The sequence below is a fragment of the Halomonas sp. 11-S5 genome (assembly GCF_029889825.1).
In the GTDB taxonomy this organism is placed as follows: Bacteria; Pseudomonadota; Gammaproteobacteria; order Pseudomonadales; family Halomonadaceae; genus Halomonas.
This window is the reverse complement of the sequence record NZ_JARANW010000016.1, coordinates 36,976-55,801: the sequence shown is the minus strand read 5'-3', so window position 1 is coordinate 55,801 and position 18,826 is coordinate 36,976. Positions and strand designations below refer to the sequence as shown.

17 protein-coding genes are annotated in these 18,826 nt (G+C 68.3%); 13 read left to right on the top strand and 4 right to left on the bottom strand.

The window, feature by feature from the left end; genetic code table 11:
• Nucleotides 1-35 precede the first annotated feature (35 nt).
• The gene (locus tag OP497_RS11870; protein WP_280548626.1) at nt 36-656 is read left to right on the top strand and encodes a LysE family translocator; all 621 of its coding nucleotides are present in this window, start codon (nt 36-38) and stop codon (nt 654-656) included.
• Between the two features lie 129 nt (nt 657-785).
• Here the strand turns inward: OP497_RS11870 and OP497_RS11865 are convergent, their stop codons facing one another.
• From OP497_RS11865 to OP497_RS11855, 3 genes are read right to left on the bottom strand one after another with little or no spacing between them, the layout of a single operon-like run.
• The gene (locus tag OP497_RS11865) at nt 786-2,189 is read right to left on the bottom strand and encodes a bifunctional DedA family/phosphatase PAP2 family protein (RefSeq protein WP_280548624.1); all 1,404 of its coding nucleotides are present in this window, start codon (nt 2,187-2,189) and stop codon (nt 786-788) included.
• Between the two features lie 31 nt (nt 2,190-2,220).
• Nucleotides 2,221-3,156 carry a diguanylate cyclase gene (locus OP497_RS11860; RefSeq protein WP_280548622.1) on the bottom strand — a complete coding sequence of 312 codons (936 nt, stop codon included), beginning with the start codon at nt 3,154-3,156 and terminating at the stop codon, nt 2,221-2,223.
• Complete coding sequence (locus OP497_RS11855; protein ID WP_280548620.1) at nt 3,149-4,018, bottom strand: hypothetical protein; 870 nt, start codon at nt 4,016-4,018, stop codon at nt 3,149-3,151. Before OP497_RS11855 ends, OP497_RS11860 begins: the two co-directional genes overlap by 8 nt.
• Before the next feature lie 97 nt (nt 4,019-4,115).
• Between OP497_RS11855 and OP497_RS11850 the strand changes: the two genes are divergently transcribed.
• The 11 genes from OP497_RS11850 to lipB all read left to right on the top strand — a co-directional run bounded on the left by OP497_RS11850 (nt 4,116) and on the right by lipB (nt 14,595).
• Complete coding sequence (locus OP497_RS11850; protein ID WP_280548618.1) at nt 4,116-5,423, top strand: glutamate-5-semialdehyde dehydrogenase; 1,308 nt, start codon at nt 4,116-4,118, stop codon at nt 5,421-5,423.
• A 59-nt stretch (nt 5,424-5,482) separates the two neighbouring features.
• Nucleotides 5,483-6,112, top strand: a complete 630-nt coding sequence (nadD, locus tag OP497_RS11845; RefSeq protein ID WP_280548666.1) for a nicotinate-nucleotide adenylyltransferase — start codon at nt 5,483-5,485, stop codon at nt 6,110-6,112.
• A gap of 90 nt (nt 6,113-6,202) precedes the next feature.
• Entirely contained in the window at nt 6,203-6,571 is a 369-nt protein-coding gene (gene rsfS / locus OP497_RS11840; RefSeq protein ID WP_280548616.1) for a ribosome silencing factor, read from the top strand.
• Nucleotides 6,568-7,035 carry a 23S rRNA (pseudouridine(1915)-N(3))-methyltransferase RlmH gene (gene rlmH / locus OP497_RS11835; protein ID WP_280548614.1) on the top strand — a complete coding sequence of 156 codons (468 nt, stop codon included), beginning with the start codon at nt 6,568-6,570 and terminating at the stop codon, nt 7,033-7,035. The genes rsfS and rlmH overlap by 4 nt, the downstream gene beginning before the upstream one ends.
• 142 nt (nt 7,036-7,177) lie before the next feature.
• On the top strand, nt 7,178-9,085 hold the full coding sequence (gene mrdA, locus OP497_RS11830; protein WP_280548612.1) for a penicillin-binding protein 2: 1,908 nt from the start codon (nt 7,178-7,180) through the stop codon (nt 9,083-9,085).
• Between the two features lie 2 nt (nt 9,086-9,087).
• The gene (gene rodA, locus OP497_RS11825; protein ID WP_280548611.1) at nt 9,088-10,248 is read left to right on the top strand and encodes a rod shape-determining protein RodA; all 1,161 of its coding nucleotides are present in this window, start codon (nt 9,088-9,090) and stop codon (nt 10,246-10,248) included.
• Nucleotides 10,249-10,310: 62 nt separating this feature from the next.
• Nucleotides 10,311-11,345 (top strand): lytic murein transglycosylase B, encoded by a 1,035-nt coding sequence (gene mltB, locus OP497_RS11820; RefSeq protein WP_280548610.1) that lies wholly within the window; start codon nt 10,311-10,313, stop codon nt 11,343-11,345.
• Nucleotides 11,342-12,277, top strand: a complete 936-nt coding sequence (locus OP497_RS11815) for a septal ring lytic transglycosylase RlpA family protein (protein ID WP_280548608.1) — start codon at nt 11,342-11,344, stop codon at nt 12,275-12,277. Before mltB ends, OP497_RS11815 begins: the two co-directional genes overlap by 4 nt.
• A gap of 53 nt (nt 12,278-12,330) precedes the next feature.
• Entirely contained in the window at nt 12,331-13,533 is a 1,203-nt protein-coding gene (locus tag OP497_RS11810) for a D-alanyl-D-alanine carboxypeptidase family protein (protein WP_280548606.1), read from the top strand.
• 70 nt (nt 13,534-13,603) lie between these two features.
• Nucleotides 13,604-13,915 carry a DUF493 domain-containing protein gene (locus OP497_RS11805; protein ID WP_280548604.1) on the top strand — a complete coding sequence of 104 codons (312 nt, stop codon included), beginning with the start codon at nt 13,604-13,606 and terminating at the stop codon, nt 13,913-13,915.
• A complete protein-coding gene (gene lipB / locus OP497_RS11800) occupies nt 13,915-14,595 on the top strand; it encodes a lipoyl(octanoyl) transferase LipB (protein ID WP_280548602.1) in 681 nt (226 codons plus the stop codon). Before OP497_RS11805 ends, lipB begins: the two co-directional genes overlap by 1 nt.
• Nucleotides 14,596-14,787: 192 nt before the next feature.
• Here lipB and lipA read toward each other — a convergent pair whose 3' ends face one another.
• Nucleotides 14,788-15,840: a lipoyl synthase gene (lipA, locus tag OP497_RS11795; RefSeq protein WP_280548600.1), complete on the bottom strand. Its 1,053-nt coding sequence runs from the start codon at nt 15,838-15,840 to the stop codon at nt 14,788-14,790.
• A 318-nt stretch (nt 15,841-16,158) separates the two neighbouring features.
• Between lipA and OP497_RS11790 the strand changes: the two genes are divergently transcribed.
• Nucleotides 16,159-18,639 carry a DUF3141 domain-containing protein gene (locus tag OP497_RS11790; RefSeq protein WP_280548598.1) on the top strand — a complete coding sequence of 827 codons (2,481 nt, stop codon included), beginning with the start codon at nt 16,159-16,161 and terminating at the stop codon, nt 18,637-18,639.
• The last annotated feature ends 187 nt before the right edge of the window (nt 18,640-18,826 follow it).

The window sequence follows — 18,826 nt, the reverse complement described above, 5'->3', positions numbered from 1 at the left end:
GCGCTGCACAGCCAATTGACATGGAGGTTTCTCGAATGGTCAGCCTGGCCCTGCTGTCGGTGTTCGTGCCGACCTTCCTGCTGGTCTCGCTCACCCCCGGCATGTGCATGACCCTGGCCATGGTGCTGGGCATGACCCAGGGCGTGAGGCGCACCCTGTGGATGATGGTCGGTGAGCTGGTGGGCGTGGGCCTGGTGGCCTTCGCCGCCGGCGCCGGAGTGGCGGCCCTGATGCTGCGTCAGCCCGAGCTGTTCGCACTGCTCAAGTGGCTGGGCGGCGCCTATCTCGGTTATCTGGGTGTAATGATGTGGCGCTCCCGGGGGCGCATGGCCATTTCCCTGGAACGGGCGGGGCCGCCCGCCGCCCGTGGCCAGCTGGCCCTGCAGGGGCTGGTCACCGCGGTGGCCAATCCCAAGGGCTGGGCCTTCTTCATGGCCCTGCTGCCGCCCTTCCTGGATGCCTCACGCCCGTTGGTCATCCAGCTGGTGGCGCTGATCGCGGTGATCCTCGCCATCGAATTCGTCTGCCTGCTGCTCTATGCCACCGGCGGACGCACCCTGCGGCGGCTGCTCGGCGAGAGCGGCAAGGTGCGGCTGCTCAATCGTGTCGCCGGGACCCTGATGGTCGGCGTGGGACTGTGGCTGGCCCTGGGTTGACCCGGCTGAGCCGGGCTTCGCCCGGAGCTGGAAGAGCGTCGCTGCGCTCCTGGAAGCTTGAAGCTGTAAGCAAAACCCCTTGACCCCAGATAGCGAGCTCATGCTGGCTTCCAGCTTCCAGCTTACGGCTTACGCCGGCGGCAGCCAGGCGATGCGGGCCGCGACCAGCACCAGCGAGGCGACACCCAGCAGGTGCCAGGGACAGGGGCCGAGGCGCGGGCGGGGATGTCGCTGCCAGGCCAGCTGCACCAGGGCGCAGACCACCAGGCCGAGCAGGGCGCCGCCGATCAGGTCGCTGAGCCAATGCACCCCGATCACCAGGCGTGACAGGGCCATCGGCAGGATCACGGCAATGGCGGCCCAGTAGGCTAGGAAGCGCCTGCCGTGGGGCAGCTCCCGGGTGGCGAAGGCCGCGGCCATGCCGAACAGCACCACGGCGGTCGAGGTGTGGGCGCTGGGGTAGGAAAGCGAGTCGGCCAGGTGGGCCGGCGTGTGCGGCCGCGCCCGCCCGATGGCCGCCTTGAGCAGGGTGTTGAGCAGCGCGATGCCGGCGAGCCCGCCGGCGATGTGCCAGAAGGCCGGCAGGTGTCGTCGCCAGAGCAGCCAGGCCGCCCAGGGCAGGGTCAGGGCGAGCACGCCCAGCAGGTCGCCGGCCTCGGCCATCACTGAGCCGAAGGCGGCCAGGCCCGGCAGCGCGAGTCTCTCCAGCAGCCCCGCGAGACGCAGGTCCATGGCCAGCGGGCCATCATGATGGATCACCACCAGGGTCCAGGCTGACAGGGCCGCCAGCGAGAGGATCAGTAGCAGCCAGGAGGCCAGGGGAGGCTCCTCCTCATGGGACGGGGAGAGCAGCCGCCAGAAGCGCCGGCCCAGGGGCGTTCGCCGCGACAGCCAGGCGAGGCCGCGGTAGACGAGCCCATCGTGGGTCACCAGGTGGCGGCACCAGGAGAATGCCACGGCGAGGAGGACCACCAGCAGGCCCAGAGCGACCAGCCAGGGCTTGAGCCCCTCGGGCAGGTCCAGCAGCTGCTGCCAGGTCCGTCCCAGCAGGTAGCCCGGCAGCACATAGGCCGGTGCCCAGAGAAGTGCCGAGCCCAGGTTGGCCCAGGTGAAGGTGCGGGGTGACATCCTCAGCATGCCGGCGATCAGCGGCACCACGGGCCTCACCGGGCCCACGAAGCGTCCCAGGAACACCGACAGCGGGCCGTGGCGCTGGAAGAAGCGGGCGCCCCGCGCCAGCCACTCGGGATGTCGTGACAGCGGCCACAGGGCGGTCACTCGCTCGCGCTGAGTGTAGCCGAGCAGGAAGCTCAGGCCGTCGCCAGCCACCGCGCCGAGGAAGGCCGCGCCGAGTACCGGGCCCACGGTCAGGCTCTGGTGTCCGGCAAGTGACGCGGCGGCGGTCATCAGCACTACGCCCGGCACCAGCAGCCCGACCAGCGCCAGGGATTCCACCAGGGCGATGGCAGCGATGATCAGCAGCAGCAGCCCCGGCGGGGGTGCCAGCTGGAAGAGGGTATCGGTAATGCTCAAGGGACGCTCCGTTGCCGTGTCGTGCGTTGGCTCAGCCATCGGCCAGCGACTGGCTGACGGCCTGCAGGCGCTGCTCGAGCCGTTGCCAGGACTCCCCCGGGCGCGGCCGACAGAGGCGCACTCGCGCCTCCATCGGGCCGGTCTCCATCAGGGTGGCCTGCTCGAAGGCCTGGCCGAGTCGTTGCTGCACCAGTAGGGCGCCGCTCTCGGAGGTGTCCGGCAGCACCAGCCAGAAATCCGCCGGGCCCTCCCGGCCCAGGATGTCATGGTCGCGGCAGCGGCTGGCGACGGCCTGGCAGAGACAGTCCAGCAGGGCCTGTCGCGCCCGCGGGCCGAACTGCTCGCCCGCCATCTCCAGCTGGGGCAGGTGAATCAGCACCACGGCCAGCGGCTGCCCGAGCAGTGAGGCGCGTTCGGCCTCGCTGGCCAGTCGCTCATGCAGCGTCTGGCGTTCTACCGCCGAGCATTCGGGGTCGCGCGGGTCGGTGGCCCTCAGCAGGGCGTGCTGGCGGACCTGCTCCCAGGGCACCAGGGCCGCCACGACCACCAGCGTCAGGTAGCCCAGCAGCATGTCCCGATCGAGCTCGCCACTACCAAGCAAGGCCAGCCAGACCGGCGTCAGCGCCACGTTGAGCAGCATGGCTGGGCCCAACGGCAGCAACAGCAGGGTGAGGACCGGCGGCAACCCCACCCAGAGCGACGGCAGTCCCGACTGTCGAGGCAGTTCGACGGCGATCAGCAGGTAACCGCAGATCAGCACCAGGTAGGCGGCCAGGCGCGAGTGATCCTCGCGCGTCACGCTCAGCAGGGTGGCCACCAGCATCAGCAGGAAGAGGGCGGCGGGGAGCGGGAGGCGCGCGTACTCGCCCATCAGGTAGAGCCACAGGGCCATGCCCAGCAGCAGCAGCGCGCCGCTGGCGTACCAGGCCGCGAACAGCCGCAGGAACCAGACTCGACGTTCAGGCATCGGCCGGTTCCTCGCTGATCTGGAGCCCAGGTGCCTGTCGGGCCAGGGCCTGTCGCTCGTCTTCCAGCGATGCCAGGCCGGGCAGGGCGATCGCCCTGCCCGGACCCCTGGCCTCGAGGTGACGCCACAGTGTCTCGCGACGCTCCTCGGCCTCGCGACGGTTGCGGCTGGTCAGGATCACGGCCAGGGTCCGCGGGTCGAGGCGGTAACAGGGCTCGTAGCTGTGGGTCAGTCGGCACAGCCGGTGGGCCAGTGACCAGCAGCGGTGTCGCGGGGTGTGCAGCAGCAGCAGCTCGGCATGCACCCCCTCGCGAAGGCTGCGGACCCGCTCGAGGGCGAGGTCCTGGGCCAGCCTGGCACCGGGCCAGAGCGGCAGGCCGGGGACCAGGCGGGCCCGGCGCAGGGAGCTCTGGCGCAGCGCGCGAAGGTCAAGGGCCCTGGACAGCCCCAGCAGCATCAGGGCCGCGAGCAGCAGGCCGGCCAAGGCCCACTGCTCGAGCCCCAGCAGTTCGCGCAGTGGCCACCAGGTGGCGAGCGCCAGCAGGGTCTCGAGCAGCAGGATCCAGCGGGGTTGGGGAAGCATCAGCAGCACCGCCCAGGCCCACAGCCAGGTGATGTGCCGCTCGGGGTCCACCCACAGCAGGGCGGCCAGCAGCAGGCCGGGCAGCAGCTGCCAAGGCACCGTGGCGGGGCGGCGATGGTTGAAGGCGAGCGACAGCGCGGTGACGGCCAGCCAGGTCGCGGCCAGCCACAGCAGCAGGGCCTCGGTCAGGGTGGTCGTGGCGATGGCCATCAGGGCCAGCAGCAATGCCGCGACCAGCAGGTTGCCGCGCAGCAGTCCGACTTTGTACTTGGTCTGCATGGTGGCTTAGTATGATTCTCTTCCCGGTTTACGGCACTGTATAACGCCGGCACTGCCCTTGTCGCGGCGTTGCCGGCCCCAGGAGACACGCAACGGCATGACAGCTCAAGCCTCCCACTCGGACCATGACCCCGCGACCCCCGATATCGGCGATGTCGACGCCTACATGCAGCGCCTGGGGCAGGGCGCCCGCGAGGCGGCCACCCGGATGCGCCGCGTCGACACCGCGGCCAAGAACGCCGCCCTGCTGGCCATGGCCGAGTATCTCGAGAAGGCCCGCGGCGAGGTGCTGGCCGCCAACGCCCGCGACCTGGCCCGGGGGCGCGAGAACGGCCTGGAGGCGGCCCTGCTCGATCGGTTGGCGCTGGACGACACGCGCCTCGATGCCATGATCGACGGGCTCGCCCAGGTCGCTGCCCTGCCGGACCCGGTAGGCGAGATCGACGGCCTGCGCTCGCGGCCCAGCGGCATTCAGGTGGGCCAGATGCGCGTGCCGCTCGGGGTGATCGGCATCATCTACGAGTCGCGCCCCAACGTCACCCTGGAGGCGGCGAGCCTGTGTCTCAAGTCCGGTAACGCGGCCATACTGCGCGGCGGGTCCGAGGCCCGCGACTCCAATGCCGCCATCGCCGCCTGCATCCGCGCCGGGCTCGCCCGGGCCGGCCTTCCCGAAGGGGCCGTGCAGGTGGTGGCGACCACCGACCGGGCCGCCGTGGGCCGTCTGATCAGTATGCCGGACTACGTCGACGTGATCATCCCACGTGGCGGCAAGTCATTGATCGAGCGCATCACCCGGGAGGCGCGGGTGCCGGTGATCAAGCACCTCGACGGCGTCTGCCACGTCTACATCGATGCCAGCGCCGACCTCGACAAGGCGCTGGCTATCGCGGTCAATGCCAAGACCCACCGCTATGGCACTTGCAACACCATGGAGACCCTGCTGGTCGATGCGCCAGTGGCCGAGACCCTCCTGCCGCGGCTCGCCGCCGCCTACGCCGAGCATGGCGTCGAGCTGCGCGGCTGCGAGCGGACCCGGGCGATACTGGGCGGCATCGCCGAGGCCAGCGAGGCAGATTGGCAGGCGGAGTACCTGGCCCCGGTGTTGGCCATCCGCGTGGTCGACGGCATCGATGCCGCGATGGCCCATATCGAGCGCTATGGATCACGGCACACCGACGCCATCGTCACCGAGCATTATGGCCTGGCGCGACGCTTCCTCGCCGAGGTGGACTCCAGCTCGGTGATGGTCAACGCCTCGACCCGCTTCGCCGACGGCTTCGAGTACGGGCTGGGCGCCGAGATCGGCATCTCCACCGATCGCCTGCATGCCCGTGGGCCCGTGGGGCTCGAGGGGCTGACCACCCGCAAGTACGTGGTGCTGGGCGACGGCCAGGTGCGCCGGTGAGCCAACCGGGCCTGCCCGTCAGGGCCGACCGCGACCCGCCATCACCGCCCCGGCTCGCCATGCTCGGTGGCACCTTCGATCCGGTGCACCTGGGGCACCTGCGCAGCGCCGTGGAGCTTCGCGAGGCGCTGGCGCTGGACCGCGTGCACCTGGTGCCCGCCGCCATGCCGCCGCTGCGCGGCGAGCCCCGAGTCTCGCCTGCCGACCGTCTCGCCCTGTTGCGTCTGGGGATCGGCGACACGCCGGGCCTGGTCGCCGACTCCCGGGAGCTCGAGCGTGACGGGCCCTCCTACAGTGCCGACACCCTCGCCTCACTGCGCCGGGAACTGGGCGCTGATGCGCGACTGGTGATGGCGCTGGGTCACGATGCCTTCCTGCGGCTGGCCGACTGGCACGAGCCAGAGCGACTCTTCGAGCTGGCCCATGTGGTGGTGATCGATCGACCGGACCACCAGGCGGCGCTGCCCAAGGCGCTGGTCGAGCTGCTGGCGGGGCGCGAGGTCGAGGAGGGCGAGGCGCTGATGGCCCGGCCCGCCGGGCGGCTGTTGCGCCTGAGGCTGCCCTCGCGCATGGCGATCTCGGCCACCGAGGTGCGTCGGCGCCTGACGGCGGGCCGTAGCGTGCGCTACCTGCTGCCGGAGGCGGTGGAAGCACATATCCTGTCGCGGGGACTCTATCGGCATGGCTGAGTGCTGCCCAGGCGGGCGTCAAGTCGGTACAATGGGAGTTAGGGTTTCCTGCTGACGAAGGTCTGACACGAAGGGCTGACACGAAGGACTATGCATATCGACGCACTCAAGACTCTGGTAATCGACGCACTGGAGGATCTCAAGGCCCAGGACATCGCCGTCCTGGATGTCTCACGACTGACCAGCGTCACCGACCTGATGGTGGTAGCCAGCGGCACTTCCAGCCGCCATGTGGCGGCGCTGGCCGACAACGTCGTCCAAGCCGCCAAGGAGCAGGGCATTCCGCCGCTGGGTGTCGAGGGCGATAACGGCGCCGACTGGGTGTTGGTCGACCTGGGTAACCTGGTGGTGCATGTGATGCTCCCCGAGACACGGCAGCTCTATGACCTGGAACGACTCTGGGCCGACCTGCCCAGCGAGTCGGAATCCCGGCTCGAGGAAGGGGTATACAGTTCATGAGGGTCCGCCTGCTGGCGGTGGGCACGCGCATGCCCGATTGGGTGTCGCGCGGTGTCGAGGAGTATCGCAAGCGCCTGCCCAGGGACTTCGCCCTGGAGGTGGAAGAGATCGCGCCGGGGCAGCGCGGCAAGCATGCCGATGTGGCGCGAGCCATGGCCCGGGAGGCCGAGCGCATCCGGGGTCGCCTCAAGGGCGGGGAACATCTCGTCGCCCTGGAGGTAGGGGGCAAGGCCTGGAGCACCGAACAACTGGCCCGCGAGGCCGACAGCTGGCGCCTCGAGGGGCGTGACGTGGCGCTGCTGGTGGGTGGTCCCGATGGCCTGGAGCCGTCGCTCTCGGCGAGTGCCGATCAGCGCTGGTCGCTGTCGCCGTTGACGCTGCCTCATCCGCTGGTGCGCATCCTCCTCGCCGAGCAGCTGTATCGTGCCTGGACCCTGCTGGTCGGCCATCCCTATCATCGCTGAAGCCTGCATTCTGCGCTGTTACCGCTGAAGGCTGTTCCGATCCATGACCGCTGAAGGCTGCTTTTCTCCATGACCGCTGAAGGCTGCTTTTCTCCATGACCGCTGAAGGCTCTTCTCCACCACTCCGAGGTCATCACTGAGCATGCGTCGGCGCCGCGATACCCTGAAGAACCCGGAACAGGAGCTGCGTGTCTTCCGCATGCGCTCGCTGCTGGCCGTGCTGCTGGTGGTGTGCTTGACCGGGCTGCTGGGCGGGCGGCTGTTCTATCTGCAGGTGGTGCAGCATGAGGTCTACAGCACGCGCTCCGAGAAGAACCGCGTCCGGGTGGAGCCGCTGCCGCCCACCCGCGGGCTTATCTACGATCGCAACGGCGTGCTGCTGGCCGAGAACCGTCCCACCTACAACCTCACCCTGGTGCGAGAACGGGTCGAAGACCTCGATGCCACCCTGTCGCTACTGGTCGACTTGCTGGGGATCCCCGAGGAAGAGGTTGAGGCCTTCCGGGTGCGTTCCCGCCAGCGCCAGCGTCCCTTCCAGCCGGCGTTGCTGATGAGCGACCTCGACGAGGACCAGATCGCCCGGCTGGCGGTCAACCGTCATCGCCTGCCCGGTGTCGAGGTGGAGGCCCAGCTGTTGCGCTACTACCCCGATGCCGAGACCATGGTGCATGCGCTGGGCTATGTGGGGCGGATCAACGCCGAAGAACTCGCGGGCCTGGATACGGGCAACTATGCCGGCACCCATTTCATCGGCAAGACGGGGGTGGAACGCTTCTACGAGGACGAACTGCATGGCCAGGCGGGGCTGCGCAAGGTGGAGACCAATGCCCGCGGCCGGGTGCTGCGCGAGCTCGGTCACACCGACCCGGTGCCGGGCAAGGACCTGACCCTGACGCTGGACAGCGAGCTGCAGAAGCTTGCCGTGGAGCTGCTCGACGGCCGTCGCGGTGCCATTGTGGCGATCGCCCCGGCTACCGGCGAGATTCTCGCCCTGGCATCGGTGCCGGGGTTCGACAGCAACCAGTTCGTCACTGGCATCGATGTCGCCTCCTATCGAGCCCTCCGGGAGAACCTCGACTTGCCGCTCTACAACCGGGCCATCCGCGGTCACTATCCGCCAGGCTCGACGATCAAGCCGTTCATGGCCATCAGCGCCCTCAAGGAAGGAACCATCACGCCGGGCAAGGTGATCTACGATCCGGGCTACTACCAGTTGCCCAATGATTCGCGGCGCTACCGCAACTGGTTGCGCTGGGGGCATGGTCGAGTCGATCTCGAACGGGCCCTCGCGGTTTCCAACAACACCTACTTCTATTCCCTGGCCCATGACCTGGGCATCGACCGCATACACGAGAACATGACGGCCTTCGGCTTCGGCGAGCGGGTCGCTCACGACATCTACGGCGAGAGCGACGCCCTGATGCCCTCCCGGGACTGGAAGCGAGGGCGTTTCAATCAGCCCTGGTACCCCGGCGAGACGCTCTCCGTGGGCATTGGCCAGGGGTACTTGCAGGTGACGCCGCTGCAGTTGGCGACTGCCACAGCGGTGCTGGCCAACCGTGGCCAGTGGGTCAAGCCACGCCTGGCCCAGCGGATCGGCGAGGAACAGGTGCCCGTCGCACTGCCGGACACCCCGCCCGATATCATGCTCAGCACCGAGGGGTGGTGGGATCGGGTGTTCTCCGGCATGGAGAAGGTGGTATCCGGACGCGAGGGCACCGCGCGGCGGATCGGCCGGGATCTCGACTATCGGATGGCCGGCAAGTCCGGCACCGCCCAGGTGTTTTCCCTGGGCCAGAACGAAAAATACAATGCCGACGAACTCAAGGAGCGGCTGCGCGACCATGCCCTGTTCACGGCCTTCGCGCCGGTGGAGGACCCCCGGATCGCCGTGGCGGTGATCGTCGAGAATGCCGGTGGGGGCAGCACCCACGCCGCCCACCTGGCCAAGGCGATGACCGATGCCTGGTTGCTCGAGGACGAGGCCCCGGATACCGAGGAGGTGCGCGAGGTGCTCGAGCGTGAGGACGGCCGGGTGACGGGGAACTGACGATGAGCTGGAGTGAGCTGACCCGTGGCCTGCGGGCCCATCCCGTGAAACCCTCCCTGAGCGGCATCGCCCGGCGGCGCAGCCTCTGGCAACGGATTCACCTGGATCCCTGGCTGATGGGCATGCTGCTGGTGCTGATGCTGGCCGGGCTGGTGGTGCTCTACAGCGCCAGTGGCCAGCGCCTGCCGATGGTGACCGCCCAGGCCATCCGCTTCGGCGTGGCCCTGGGGGTGATGGCAGGGCTTGCCCAGCTCTCACCGACGACCCTGCTGCGCTGGACGCCGCTGGTCTATCTCGCCGGTGTGCTGATGCTGGTGGCCGTGGAACTGATCGGTGACATGGGCATGGGCGCCCGGCGCTGGCTGGTGATTCCCGGGGTGATCCGCTTCCAGCCCTCGGAGCTGATGAAGCTGGCCATGCCGATGATGGTCGCCGCCTGGCTGAGCCGCCAGCCCCTTCCGCCGCGTTGGCGCGACCTGCTGGTCTGTGTGGCGATCATCGGCCTGCCGGTGGTGCTGATCGCCAAGCAGCCTGACCTGGGCACCTCGCTGCTGGTCACTTGTTCGGGGGTATTCGTGATCCTGCTGGCAGGCCTTTCCTGGCACTTCATCCTGTTCTGCGGCGTGCTGGCGGCATCCGCGCTGCCGCTGCTGTGGATGAACCTGCACAACTACCAGCGCCAGCGGGTGTTGACCTTCCTCGACCCCGAGAGCGACCCGCTGGGGGCGGGCTGGAACATTATCCAGTCGACCACCGCCATCGGCAGTGGCGGCTTCTGGGGCAAGGGCTGGCTGCAGGGCACCCAGTCGCAGCTGGAGTTCCTGCCCGAGCGTCATACCGACTTCATCGTCGCGGTGCTCGGCGAGGAGTTCGGGCTCGTGGGCATGCTGGCCTTCTTGCTGCTCTACCTGCTGATCGTGGGGCGCGGGCTATGGCTCGCCGGCGCCGCCCAGGAAACCTTCGGGCGCCTGGTGGCGGGCAGCATCATCCTGACCTTCTTCATCTATGTCTTCGTCAACGTAGGCATGGTCAGCGGCATCCTGCCGGTGGTCGGGGTGCCGCTCCCGCTGGTTAGCTACGGGGGGACCTCCAGCGTGACCTTGATGGCGGGTTTCGGTATTCTCATGGCCATTCACGCCCACCGCCGCCTGCTGCCGCGCTAGGCAACCGACACGACTCAGGGAGAGCCGAAATGACGCTGTCGTCACCACGGAGAGAACGCTGGATGGCCTGGCTCGCGGGTGGCCTGCTGGCATGGGGGGCGACGACGGGTCTGGCGGCGGACTTCGATCCGCAGCGCCATCCCGAGGCGCGACGCCTGGTGGAGGAGCTGGTCGAGAAAGGCATCGGTCGCGACTGGCTCCAGGCCGCCCTGGCAGACGCCGAATTCCGCCAGCCGGTGCTGGATGCCATGGCCGGCGCCGCCGAACGGCGCCTGACCTGGCACGAGTATCGCGCCATCTTCCTGGATGCCCCGCGCATCGCTAACGGGGTGGCCTTCATCGAGGCCCACCCGGCGGCCTTCGCGAGGGCGGAGGCCGAGTACGGCGTGCCACCGGAGGTCATCGCCGCCATCATCGGTGTGGAGAGCCGCTACGGTGAGGTCACCGGTCGCCACCGGGTCCTCGACTCCCTGGCGACCCTGGCCTTCCATCACCCCCGCCGGGGCCGCTTCTTTCGCGGTGAGCTGGCCGCCTTTCTGGAGATCGCCTTCGCTCAGCAGCGCTCACCCGGCAGCCTGACCGGCTCCTATGCGGGGGCCATGGGCTATCCGCAGTTCATTCCCACCAGCTACCAGGCCTACGCGGTGGATTTCGACGGCGATGGCCTGCGCGATCTCTGGACCAATCCGGTGGACGCCATCGGCAGCGTGGCCAACTACTTCGCCGAGCATGGCTGGCGGCCCGGCGAGCCCCTCTATCACGAGGCCGAAGGCCCCGCCACGCCTCCCGAGGACGTCGACTTCAATCGCGCCGCACGGCCCCCCGCGGTGCCGGCAGCGGAGCTTGCCGCGGCGGGCCTCGAGGTCCCGGACGCGCTGGCCGACGATCATCGACTGCTGCCGGTGGCGCTGGAGGTTGGCGATGACGCCTGGCGTTACGTACTCGGCGAGCACAATTTCTACGTGATCACCCGCTATAACCACAGTCACCTCTATGCCATGGCGGTGACCGAGCTGGCCGAGGCGATGGCCGATGCACGGGGTCGGGAGGCCCACTGGCTCGACGCCACCGACACCACCCCGGAGGAGGCTTCATGAGACGCACCTGTGCCGCCCTGAGCGTGTTGCTGCTGCTGGCCGGCTGTGCCGGGGGCGGTGGCGGGTCGCGTCCTACCTCCGGTGAGGCATCCAGCAAGGCACCGGTCGCCTCGGGAGGTGGCGAGCGCTATGCCCTGACCGGTGACGCCTATCCCGAGGATCCGCCCGATGTCGCCGAGGTGCCCGACGCGGTGCCGCGTCACGAGTCGCGCTCCCGGGGAGGCAATGCCTCGCCCTATGAGGTATGGGGCAAGCGCTATGAGGTGCTGGAGGATGCACGTGGCTACAGTCGCCAGGGCAGGGCCTCCTGGTACGGCGAGAAGTTCCACGGCTATGCGACCTCCAACGGCGAGATCTATGACATGTACAAGATGAGCGCCGCCCACCGTTCCTTGCCCCTGCCCAGCTTCGTCCGTGTCACCAGCCTGAACAACGCCCGTTCGGTGATCGTGCGGGTCAACGACCGCGGGCCCTTCCACAGCGATCGCGAGATCGACCTCTCCTATGCGGCGGCGGCGCGCCTGGGCATCCTCGAACAGGGCACCGGCCGGGTTAAGGTCGAGGCCATCGACGTGGAGCGCTGGATCGCCGAGCATGGCGGTGCCCCCCGCCCCGCGGAGCGGGCTCCTCCCCGCGGGGAGGGGCCACCCCGCCAGACGGCCGCCGCCGTGCCAGAGGCCGGGCGAGAGCAGCGGACGACAGGGGGCGGTGTCTTCCTGCAGGTGGCGGCCCTGGGCTCTGCCGACAGTGCCCGTCAGCTGAAGTCGCGCCTGGAGGGCGAGATCGATCGGCCCGTGCGCGTCGCCAGTGCCACCGGCCTTCATCGTGTCCAGGTCGGTCCCCTGGAGCATGCCGGCCAGGTCGATCCGGTCCGCGAGCAGCTGCGCCGGGCCGGCTTTGCCCAGGCCTTTGTCGTCAACGATGCCGACTGAGTCGGCGCCTCTTACCGAACCACCCTGCGATGCCCTTGATGAGAGTCCTTGCCATGAGATTCACGCTTTTCTTCCGCCGCCGCCGGTTGTTGCCGCTGCTGCTGGTCAGCCTGCTGTTGGTCGTGTCACAGGCCGCGGCCCAGGTGATCCCGACGCCGCAGACCATGATTCCCTCGCCGCCGCAGCTGGCCGCGAGTTCCTGGATCCTGATGGATGCCGGCAGCGGCCGAGTGCTGGTCGAACACAACGCCGACGAACGCCTGCCGCCGGCCAGCCTGACCAAGCTGATGACGGCCTACCTGGTGGAGCGCGAGCTCAACCAGGGCAACATCGCCCCGGATGACCTGGTGCCCGTGAGCGAGAAGGCCTGGCGCACCGGCGGCTCCAAGATGTTCATCGAGGTCGACACCCAGGTGCCGGTTTCCGAATTGCTGCAAGGGATCATCATCGTCTCGGGCAACGATGCCAGCGTGGCGATGGCCGAGCATCTGGCCGGTGGCGAGCGGCCCTTCGCCGACCTGATGAACCAGCACGCCACCCGGCTGGGCATGCATAACACCAACTTCGTCAATGCCACCGGCCTGCCCGACGACAACCACTACTCCTCGGCCCGCGACCTGGCGCTGCTCTCCCAGCACATCATCAACGACTACCCGGACCACTACGCGACCTACGCCCGCAAGCAGTTCAGCTATGGCGGCATCGAGCAGCCCAACCGCAACCGCCTGCTGTGGCGCGACAGCAGCGTCGACGGCCTGAAGACCGGCTGGACCGAGTCCGCGGGCTACTGCCTGGTGGCCTCCGCCAAGCGTGACGACATGCGCTTGATCTCGGTGGTCATGGGCACCGCATCCGATGAGGCCCGCGCCCAGGAGACCCAGAAGCTGCTCAGCTACGGCTTCCGCTACTACGAGAGCCTCAAGCTCTATGATGCCGGTGCCGTGCTCAATACGCCGCGGGTGTGGGGCGGCGACAAGAACGAGCTGCGCGTCGGCGTCGACCACGACGTGGTCATGACCGTGCCGCGCGCCCGCAGCGCGGAGCTAACCGCCAAGCTCGACATCCGGGCCGATCTCACCGCGCCCATCGCCGCCGGGGATCGGGTAGGGACCATGGAGGTGCGCCAGGGCGATGAGATGGTCGGCGAGCGCCCGCTGGTCGCCCTCGAGAGCATCGAGGAGGGCGGGTGGTTCAAGCGCCTCTTCGACCAGGTGCAGCGTTTCTTCACCAACCTGATCGGCGGCTGGTTCGACTAGGGTCGGCGTTGGTCTCCCCGCGCCGGGTTGGGTAAAATAGGGAGATATCCCCGACCCGCCGGAAGGCTTCATGAACGACAACTCCCTGCGTGATCTTCGCAAGCCCCGTCGCCAGGCGGGTGGCAAGCCGCCGAAGATCACCTTTCCCTGCGACTACCCGATCAAGGTCGTCGGTGATGCCGCCGAGGACCTCGCCGCCACGGTCTGCCAGATCGTCATCCGGCATGATCCGGCCTTCGACGCGAGCGCCATCCAGGTGGTCCCCAGCCGCCAAGGCCGCTTCCAGTCGGTGCGCCTGACGATCCGCGCCACCGGCGAGGTGCAGCTGAAAGCGCTTTTCGACGAGCTCAAGGCTACCGGCCGCGTGCACATGGTCATCTGATGGCAAGCGAGAGCGCTGTGGCGCCGATCCGCTTGCATCGCCTGGGTCGTCGGCCCTATACGCCCGTCTGGCAGGCCATGCGCGACCTCACCGACGGCCGCGATGCGCAGACTCCCGATCAGTTCTGGCTGGTCGAGCACGACCCGGTGTTCACCCAGGGGCAGGCCGGCAAGCCCGAACACCTGTTGATGCCCGGCAACATCCCGGTCGTGGCCACCGACCGCGGCGGGCAGGTGACCTACCATGGCCCCGGCCAGGTCGTGCTCTATCCGCTGCTCGACGTGCGGCGCTCACGGCTGGGCGTGCGCGACCTGGTCACTGCCCTGGAGAATGCGGTAATTGCCGTACTGGCCGAGCATGGCGTGGTGGCCCACGCCCGCCCCGATGCGCCCGGCGTCTATGTGGGCGAGGCCAAGATCGCCTCGCTGGGGCTGAGGATCCGCCGCGGCGCCAGCTTCCATGGGGTGGCCCTCAACGTGAACGGCGACCTCTCGCCGTTCATGCGGATCAACCCCTGCGGCTATGCCGGCATGGCCATGACGCGGCTGGCCGACCTGAGCGATGACTGCCCTGGCGTCGAGACGGTGGGGGAGCGCCTGGCCGAGTGCCTGGCGCGGGAGTTGGGGCGTGAGTTAAACGCGCCAAGCAGCCATGCGCCGAGCCGCCAAGCTGACCTGTGATGGGCTGCCGGTGCTGAGGTAGAAGAAGCCCTCGCTGGACCAAGCATCCAGAGGGGGCTTTGCGTTGACACCAGAGGTGGCAGAGACATCATGCTGTTCGCTCGGCGCTCGGCGCTCGGCGCTCGGCGCTCGGCGCTCGGCGCTCGGCGCTCGGCGCTCGGCGCTCGGCGCTCGGCGCTCGGCGCTCGGCGCTTAGCCCACGTTGACCGCATCGATGCGGTTCGGGTCGGCCGACTGGCCGGGTACCTCGGCGGGGGCCGCCAGGCCCAGGTTATTCTTCTCGAACACCCGGTCGGCCCGGTAGCTGGAGCGCACCAGGGGGCCGGACGGTACCTCCATGAAGCCCTTCTCCAGGCCCAGCACGCGATAGCGCTCGAACTCCTCCGGGGTGACCCAACGCTCCACCGGGAGGTGGTTGCGCGTGGGGCGCAGGTACTGGCCCAGGGTCACGATGTCGACGCCGATGGCCCGCAGGTCGTCGAAGGTCGCGAGGATCTCCTCCTTGGTCTCGCCGAGACCCAGCATCAGGCTGGTCTTGGTGATCACCCCGGGTCTGTGGCGCTTGGCGTGGGCCAGCACGTCCAGGGTCTTGCGGTAGCCGGCCCGGGGGTCGCGGACCCGCCCGGTGAGCCGTTCGACGGTCTCGACGTTCTGGGCAAAGACCTCGAGGCCCGAGTCGACCACCCGCTCGATCGCCGAAGGCTCGGCATCGAAGTCCGGGGTCAACGCCTCGACGACCACCTCGGGCGTGCGGGCCTTGATGGCACGAATGCAGTCGGCGTAGTGGGTGGCGCCACCATCGGGGAGATCATCGCGGTCCACGGAGGTCAGTACGATGTAGCGCAGGCCCATCAGTTCGACCGAGCGGGCGGTATTTTCCGGTTCTTCCGTGTCCAGCCAGCCCCGGGGATTGCCGGTATCCACCGCGCAGAAGCGGCAGGCCCGGGTGCAGACCGAGCCCATCAGCATGATGGTCGCGGTGCCGTTGCTCCAGCACTCGCCCTGGTTGGGACAGTGCGATTCGGCACAGACGGTGCTGAGACGATGGGTGGCCACGTTCTTCTTGACCGCCTCGAAGCGTTCGCCGCCGGGAATCTGGGCGCGCAGCCACTTCGGCTTGCGGCCATCGGTACCGCCGTCCTCGACCTGGCGACGCGCCTTCATGCCGTCCTTGATGGCGGCCGTGCCATGATCGTTGCGGTACTTCTCGCCGCTGGAGACGCGTGGGGAGGGGGTGTCGCTCATACATTGAGCCTCTCTGCTCGCCGGCTGTCGACGCCATGCGGGCGCTGCCACGGGGTTTCCGGGAGTGCGCCGGTCGGCGGTTCCAAGCAGCCTGGCACGTCGAATGAGTCGTGGGTCGCGAACTGATAAAATATCACAAGATTCGTTGTCCTGGACAGCCGGCCCCGGGCCGCGGCTGCCCTGAATGCAGCTTAGGACTCCGGCATCCGGTGCTCGCAGCAGTACCGTTCATGCGCTATATTGCACTGCAACAAAGGCCGATTTCATGCATCGGCGTCGGGGACACCCCGGCACCGAGCAACCCTGGAGCTCAACAAGATGAATCCCCTGATACCGACTCCTCCAGCCAGCGTGCTGCCCTTCGTGGATCCGTTCGGTTTCGGACGCGCCGCCCATGACTACTGGCGCGATACCCTGGAGCGCAGCGTGCTCTTCATGGATGTCATGCGCCAGCGTGGCAACCAGTATCTCGAGCATATCGAGCAGACCAAGCCCAATGTGCTGGGCTTTGATACCGAGGTGCTGGTGGACGGGCGTGAATTGGCCCGCCCGGTCAACTACGAGCTGATGCGCATCCTCCCCCCCGAGGGCGTGGAAACCGATCTGCAGATGCGCCCCTTCGTGGTGGTGGACCCACGTGCCGGCCACGGCCCGGGCATCGGCGGCTTCAAGCCCGATAGCGAGCTCGGCGTGGCCCTGAGGGCGGGACATCCCTGCTACTTCATTGGTTTCCTGCCCTATCCGGTGCAGGGGCAGACCGTCGAGGACGTGGTCGAGGCCGAGGTCGCCTTCTTGCGTCACGTCATCGAGCGTCATCCAGAGACCTCCGAGAAGCCCATGGTGGTCGGCAACTGCCAGGCCGGCTGGCAGATCATGATGGCCGCTGCCCTCGAGCCCGAACTCTTCGGTCCGATTCTTATCGCCGGCTCGCCGCTCTCCTACTGGGCCGGTGAGCGAGGCAAGGCGCCGATGCGCTATACCGGGGGCCTGAGTGGCGGCAGCTGGATGACCTCGCTGTTGAGTGACATGGGCGCCGGGCTCTTCGATGGTGCCTGGCTGGTGCAGAACTTCGAGCGCCTCAACCCGGCCAATACCTGGTGGAGCAAGCAGTACCGACTCTACGCCGAGGTCGACACCGAGGCGGAGCGTTACCTGGAGTTCGAGCGCTGGTGGGGTGGTCACGTCGTGCTGGGCGGCGACGAAATCCAGTACATCGTCGATAACCTCTTCGTCGGCAACCGCCTCTCCACCGCCCAGCTGGTGACCTCCGATGGGCGTCGCATCGATCTGCGCAACGTGCGCTCGCCGGTGGTGGTGTTCTGTTCGAAGGGCGACGACATCACGCCGCCGCCTCAGGCTCTGGGCTGGGTGCGTGACCTCTACGATGGCGCGGAGGACATCATCGCCAACGAGCAGACCATCGTTTATTGCGTCCACGACACCACCGGACACCTGGGCATCTTCGTGTCCGGCAGCGTCTCCCGCAAGGAGCATACCGAGTTCACCGCCAACATGGACTACATCGACGTCTTGCCGCCGGGGCTCTATGAAACCACGGTCTCCAGTGCCGCCGAGCGCGAGGATGCCGAACTGATCGAGCGCGACTACCTGCTGGAGTTCACGCCGCGGACCATCGAGGAGCTCGATCAGGAGATCCAGCACCGCCCCGAAGACGACACCCACTTCGCCACGGTGGCACGAATCTCCGAGATCAACCTGGGCCTTTACCGGCTCTTCGTGCAGCCTTGGGTCCAGGCCCTGGCAACGCCCGAGTCGGCGAAGTGGATGCGGCGCATGCATCCCAACCGTCTGGGCTACCGCCTACTGTCCGATCGCAACCCGCTGATGACCGCGGTGCCAGTGCTGGCCGAGAAGGTGCGCGCCGACCGCCACCCGGTACACGAGGACAACGTCTTTCGTGCCGTGGAGGGCATCCAGTCCGACCAGGTCACCCGCAGCCTGAACGCCTGGCGTGACTTCCGCGACAGCAGCAGCGAGCGTCTCTTCCTCGACTTCTACGGCCAGCCGATGTTGCAGGCCATGGTCGGCCTGGGGGGCGACGCCCATGTGCATCGCCGTCGCCCGGGGGCCGAACCCGAGCATCGCCGCTTCATCGAGCGTCGCCGTGACGAGGTCCATCACTCGATCACCGAGGGAGGCAGCCATGAGGCGGTCATGCGTTCGGTGATCCATGTGCTGGGCGGTGCCCCGACCACCGACGAGCGCAACTTCAAGCGGCTGCGCGCCTCGCGGGCCGAGCTTGAACCGGGCATCCAGCTGGCCGACTTCAAGCATATGGTGCGTGAGCAGTTCTTCACCCTCCAGCAGGACCATGAGGCAGCACTGGAGGCTATCCCGACCCTGCTCAAGGGGCAGACGGCCAGCCAGATCGATGCCCACCTGGCGCATATCGAGCATGTCCTGGCGGCCAGCGGTGAACTGAGCGAACATGCGGCGGAGCGCTTCGAGCGCATCGAGGAGCTGTTTCGCCAGGCCATCCAGCATGCCCCCCAGGCCGAGCAGGACGCTCGTCGGGAGGCTCAGGCCAGGGTGGCCAGCCCGGCGGCCCCGGCGCAAGAGCCGGCCAGTGAGGCCGTCTCCGAGGCCCCGGTGGAAAACATCTCCGGCGAGGCGCCCACCGAGGGCAGCGAGGCCTCGTCTGCCACCGAGACTGACGCCAGCAGCACCTCGCCGGCTGATCAGGGCACGGCCTCGAGCACCGGGTCGGCGGTCAAGCGCAAGTCTGCCAGCCGCGCCACGCCGCGGCGGCGGACGCCGCGCAAGCCCGGCAAGAGCTGATCTCACACAGTGTGGCATCTGCGCCCCCGCCCTTGTCCGGCGGGGGCGCTGTCGTTGAGGAGGACGCCTCTTCCGGCTTGGCGTGATGTTGCCCGGGCGGCTAGGTTCAAGAGGCCGCCACTCCAAGGCGATCGTGGCTGCCTTGTCGGGGCCTGCGGGCGTCGACTGGCGTGAAAGCCAGCGCTGG

Bases quoted from the DNA above. Each gene is read 5' to 3' on its own strand.
- OP497_RS11870 (WP_280548626.1), top strand. From the start codon at position 36: ATGGTCAGCCTGGCCCTGCTGTCGGTGTTCGTGCCGACCTTCCTGCTG.
- OP497_RS11860 (WP_280548622.1), bottom strand. From the start codon at position 3,156: ATGCCTGAACGTCGAGTCTGGTTCCTGCGGCTGTTCGCGGCCTGGTAC.
- OP497_RS11855 (WP_280548620.1), bottom strand. From the start codon at position 4,018: ATGCAGACCAAGTACAAAGTCGGACTGCTGCGCGGCAACCTGCTGGTC.
- OP497_RS11850 (WP_280548618.1), top strand. From the start codon at position 4,116: ATGACAGCTCAAGCCTCCCACTCGGACCATGACCCCGCGACCCCCGAT.
- nadD (WP_280548666.1), top strand. From the start codon at position 5,483: ATGCTCGGTGGCACCTTCGATCCGGTGCACCTGGGGCACCTGCGCAGC.
- rsfS (WP_280548616.1), top strand. From the start codon at position 6,203: ATGCATATCGACGCACTCAAGACTCTGGTAATCGACGCACTGGAGGAT.
- rlmH (WP_280548614.1), top strand. From the start codon at position 6,568: ATGAGGGTCCGCCTGCTGGCGGTGGGCACGCGCATGCCCGATTGGGTG.
- mrdA (WP_280548612.1), top strand. From the start codon at position 7,178: ATGCGTCGGCGCCGCGATACCCTGAAGAACCCGGAACAGGAGCTGCGT.
- rodA (WP_280548611.1), top strand. From the start codon at position 9,088: ATGAGCTGGAGTGAGCTGACCCGTGGCCTGCGGGCCCATCCCGTGAAA.
- mltB (WP_280548610.1), top strand. From the start codon at position 10,311: ATGGCCTGGCTCGCGGGTGGCCTGCTGGCATGGGGGGCGACGACGGGT.
- OP497_RS11815 (WP_280548608.1), top strand. From the start codon at position 11,342: ATGAGACGCACCTGTGCCGCCCTGAGCGTGTTGCTGCTGCTGGCCGGC.
- OP497_RS11810 (WP_280548606.1), top strand. From the start codon at position 12,331: ATGAGATTCACGCTTTTCTTCCGCCGCCGCCGGTTGTTGCCGCTGCTG.
- OP497_RS11805 (WP_280548604.1), top strand. From the start codon at position 13,604: ATGAACGACAACTCCCTGCGTGATCTTCGCAAGCCCCGTCGCCAGGCG.
- lipB (WP_280548602.1), top strand. From the start codon at position 13,915: ATGGCAAGCGAGAGCGCTGTGGCGCCGATCCGCTTGCATCGCCTGGGT.
- lipA (WP_280548600.1), bottom strand. From the start codon at position 15,840: ATGAGCGACACCCCCTCCCCACGCGTCTCCAGCGGCGAGAAGTACCGC.
- OP497_RS11790 (WP_280548598.1), top strand. From the start codon at position 16,159: ATGAATCCCCTGATACCGACTCCTCCAGCCAGCGTGCTGCCCTTCGTG.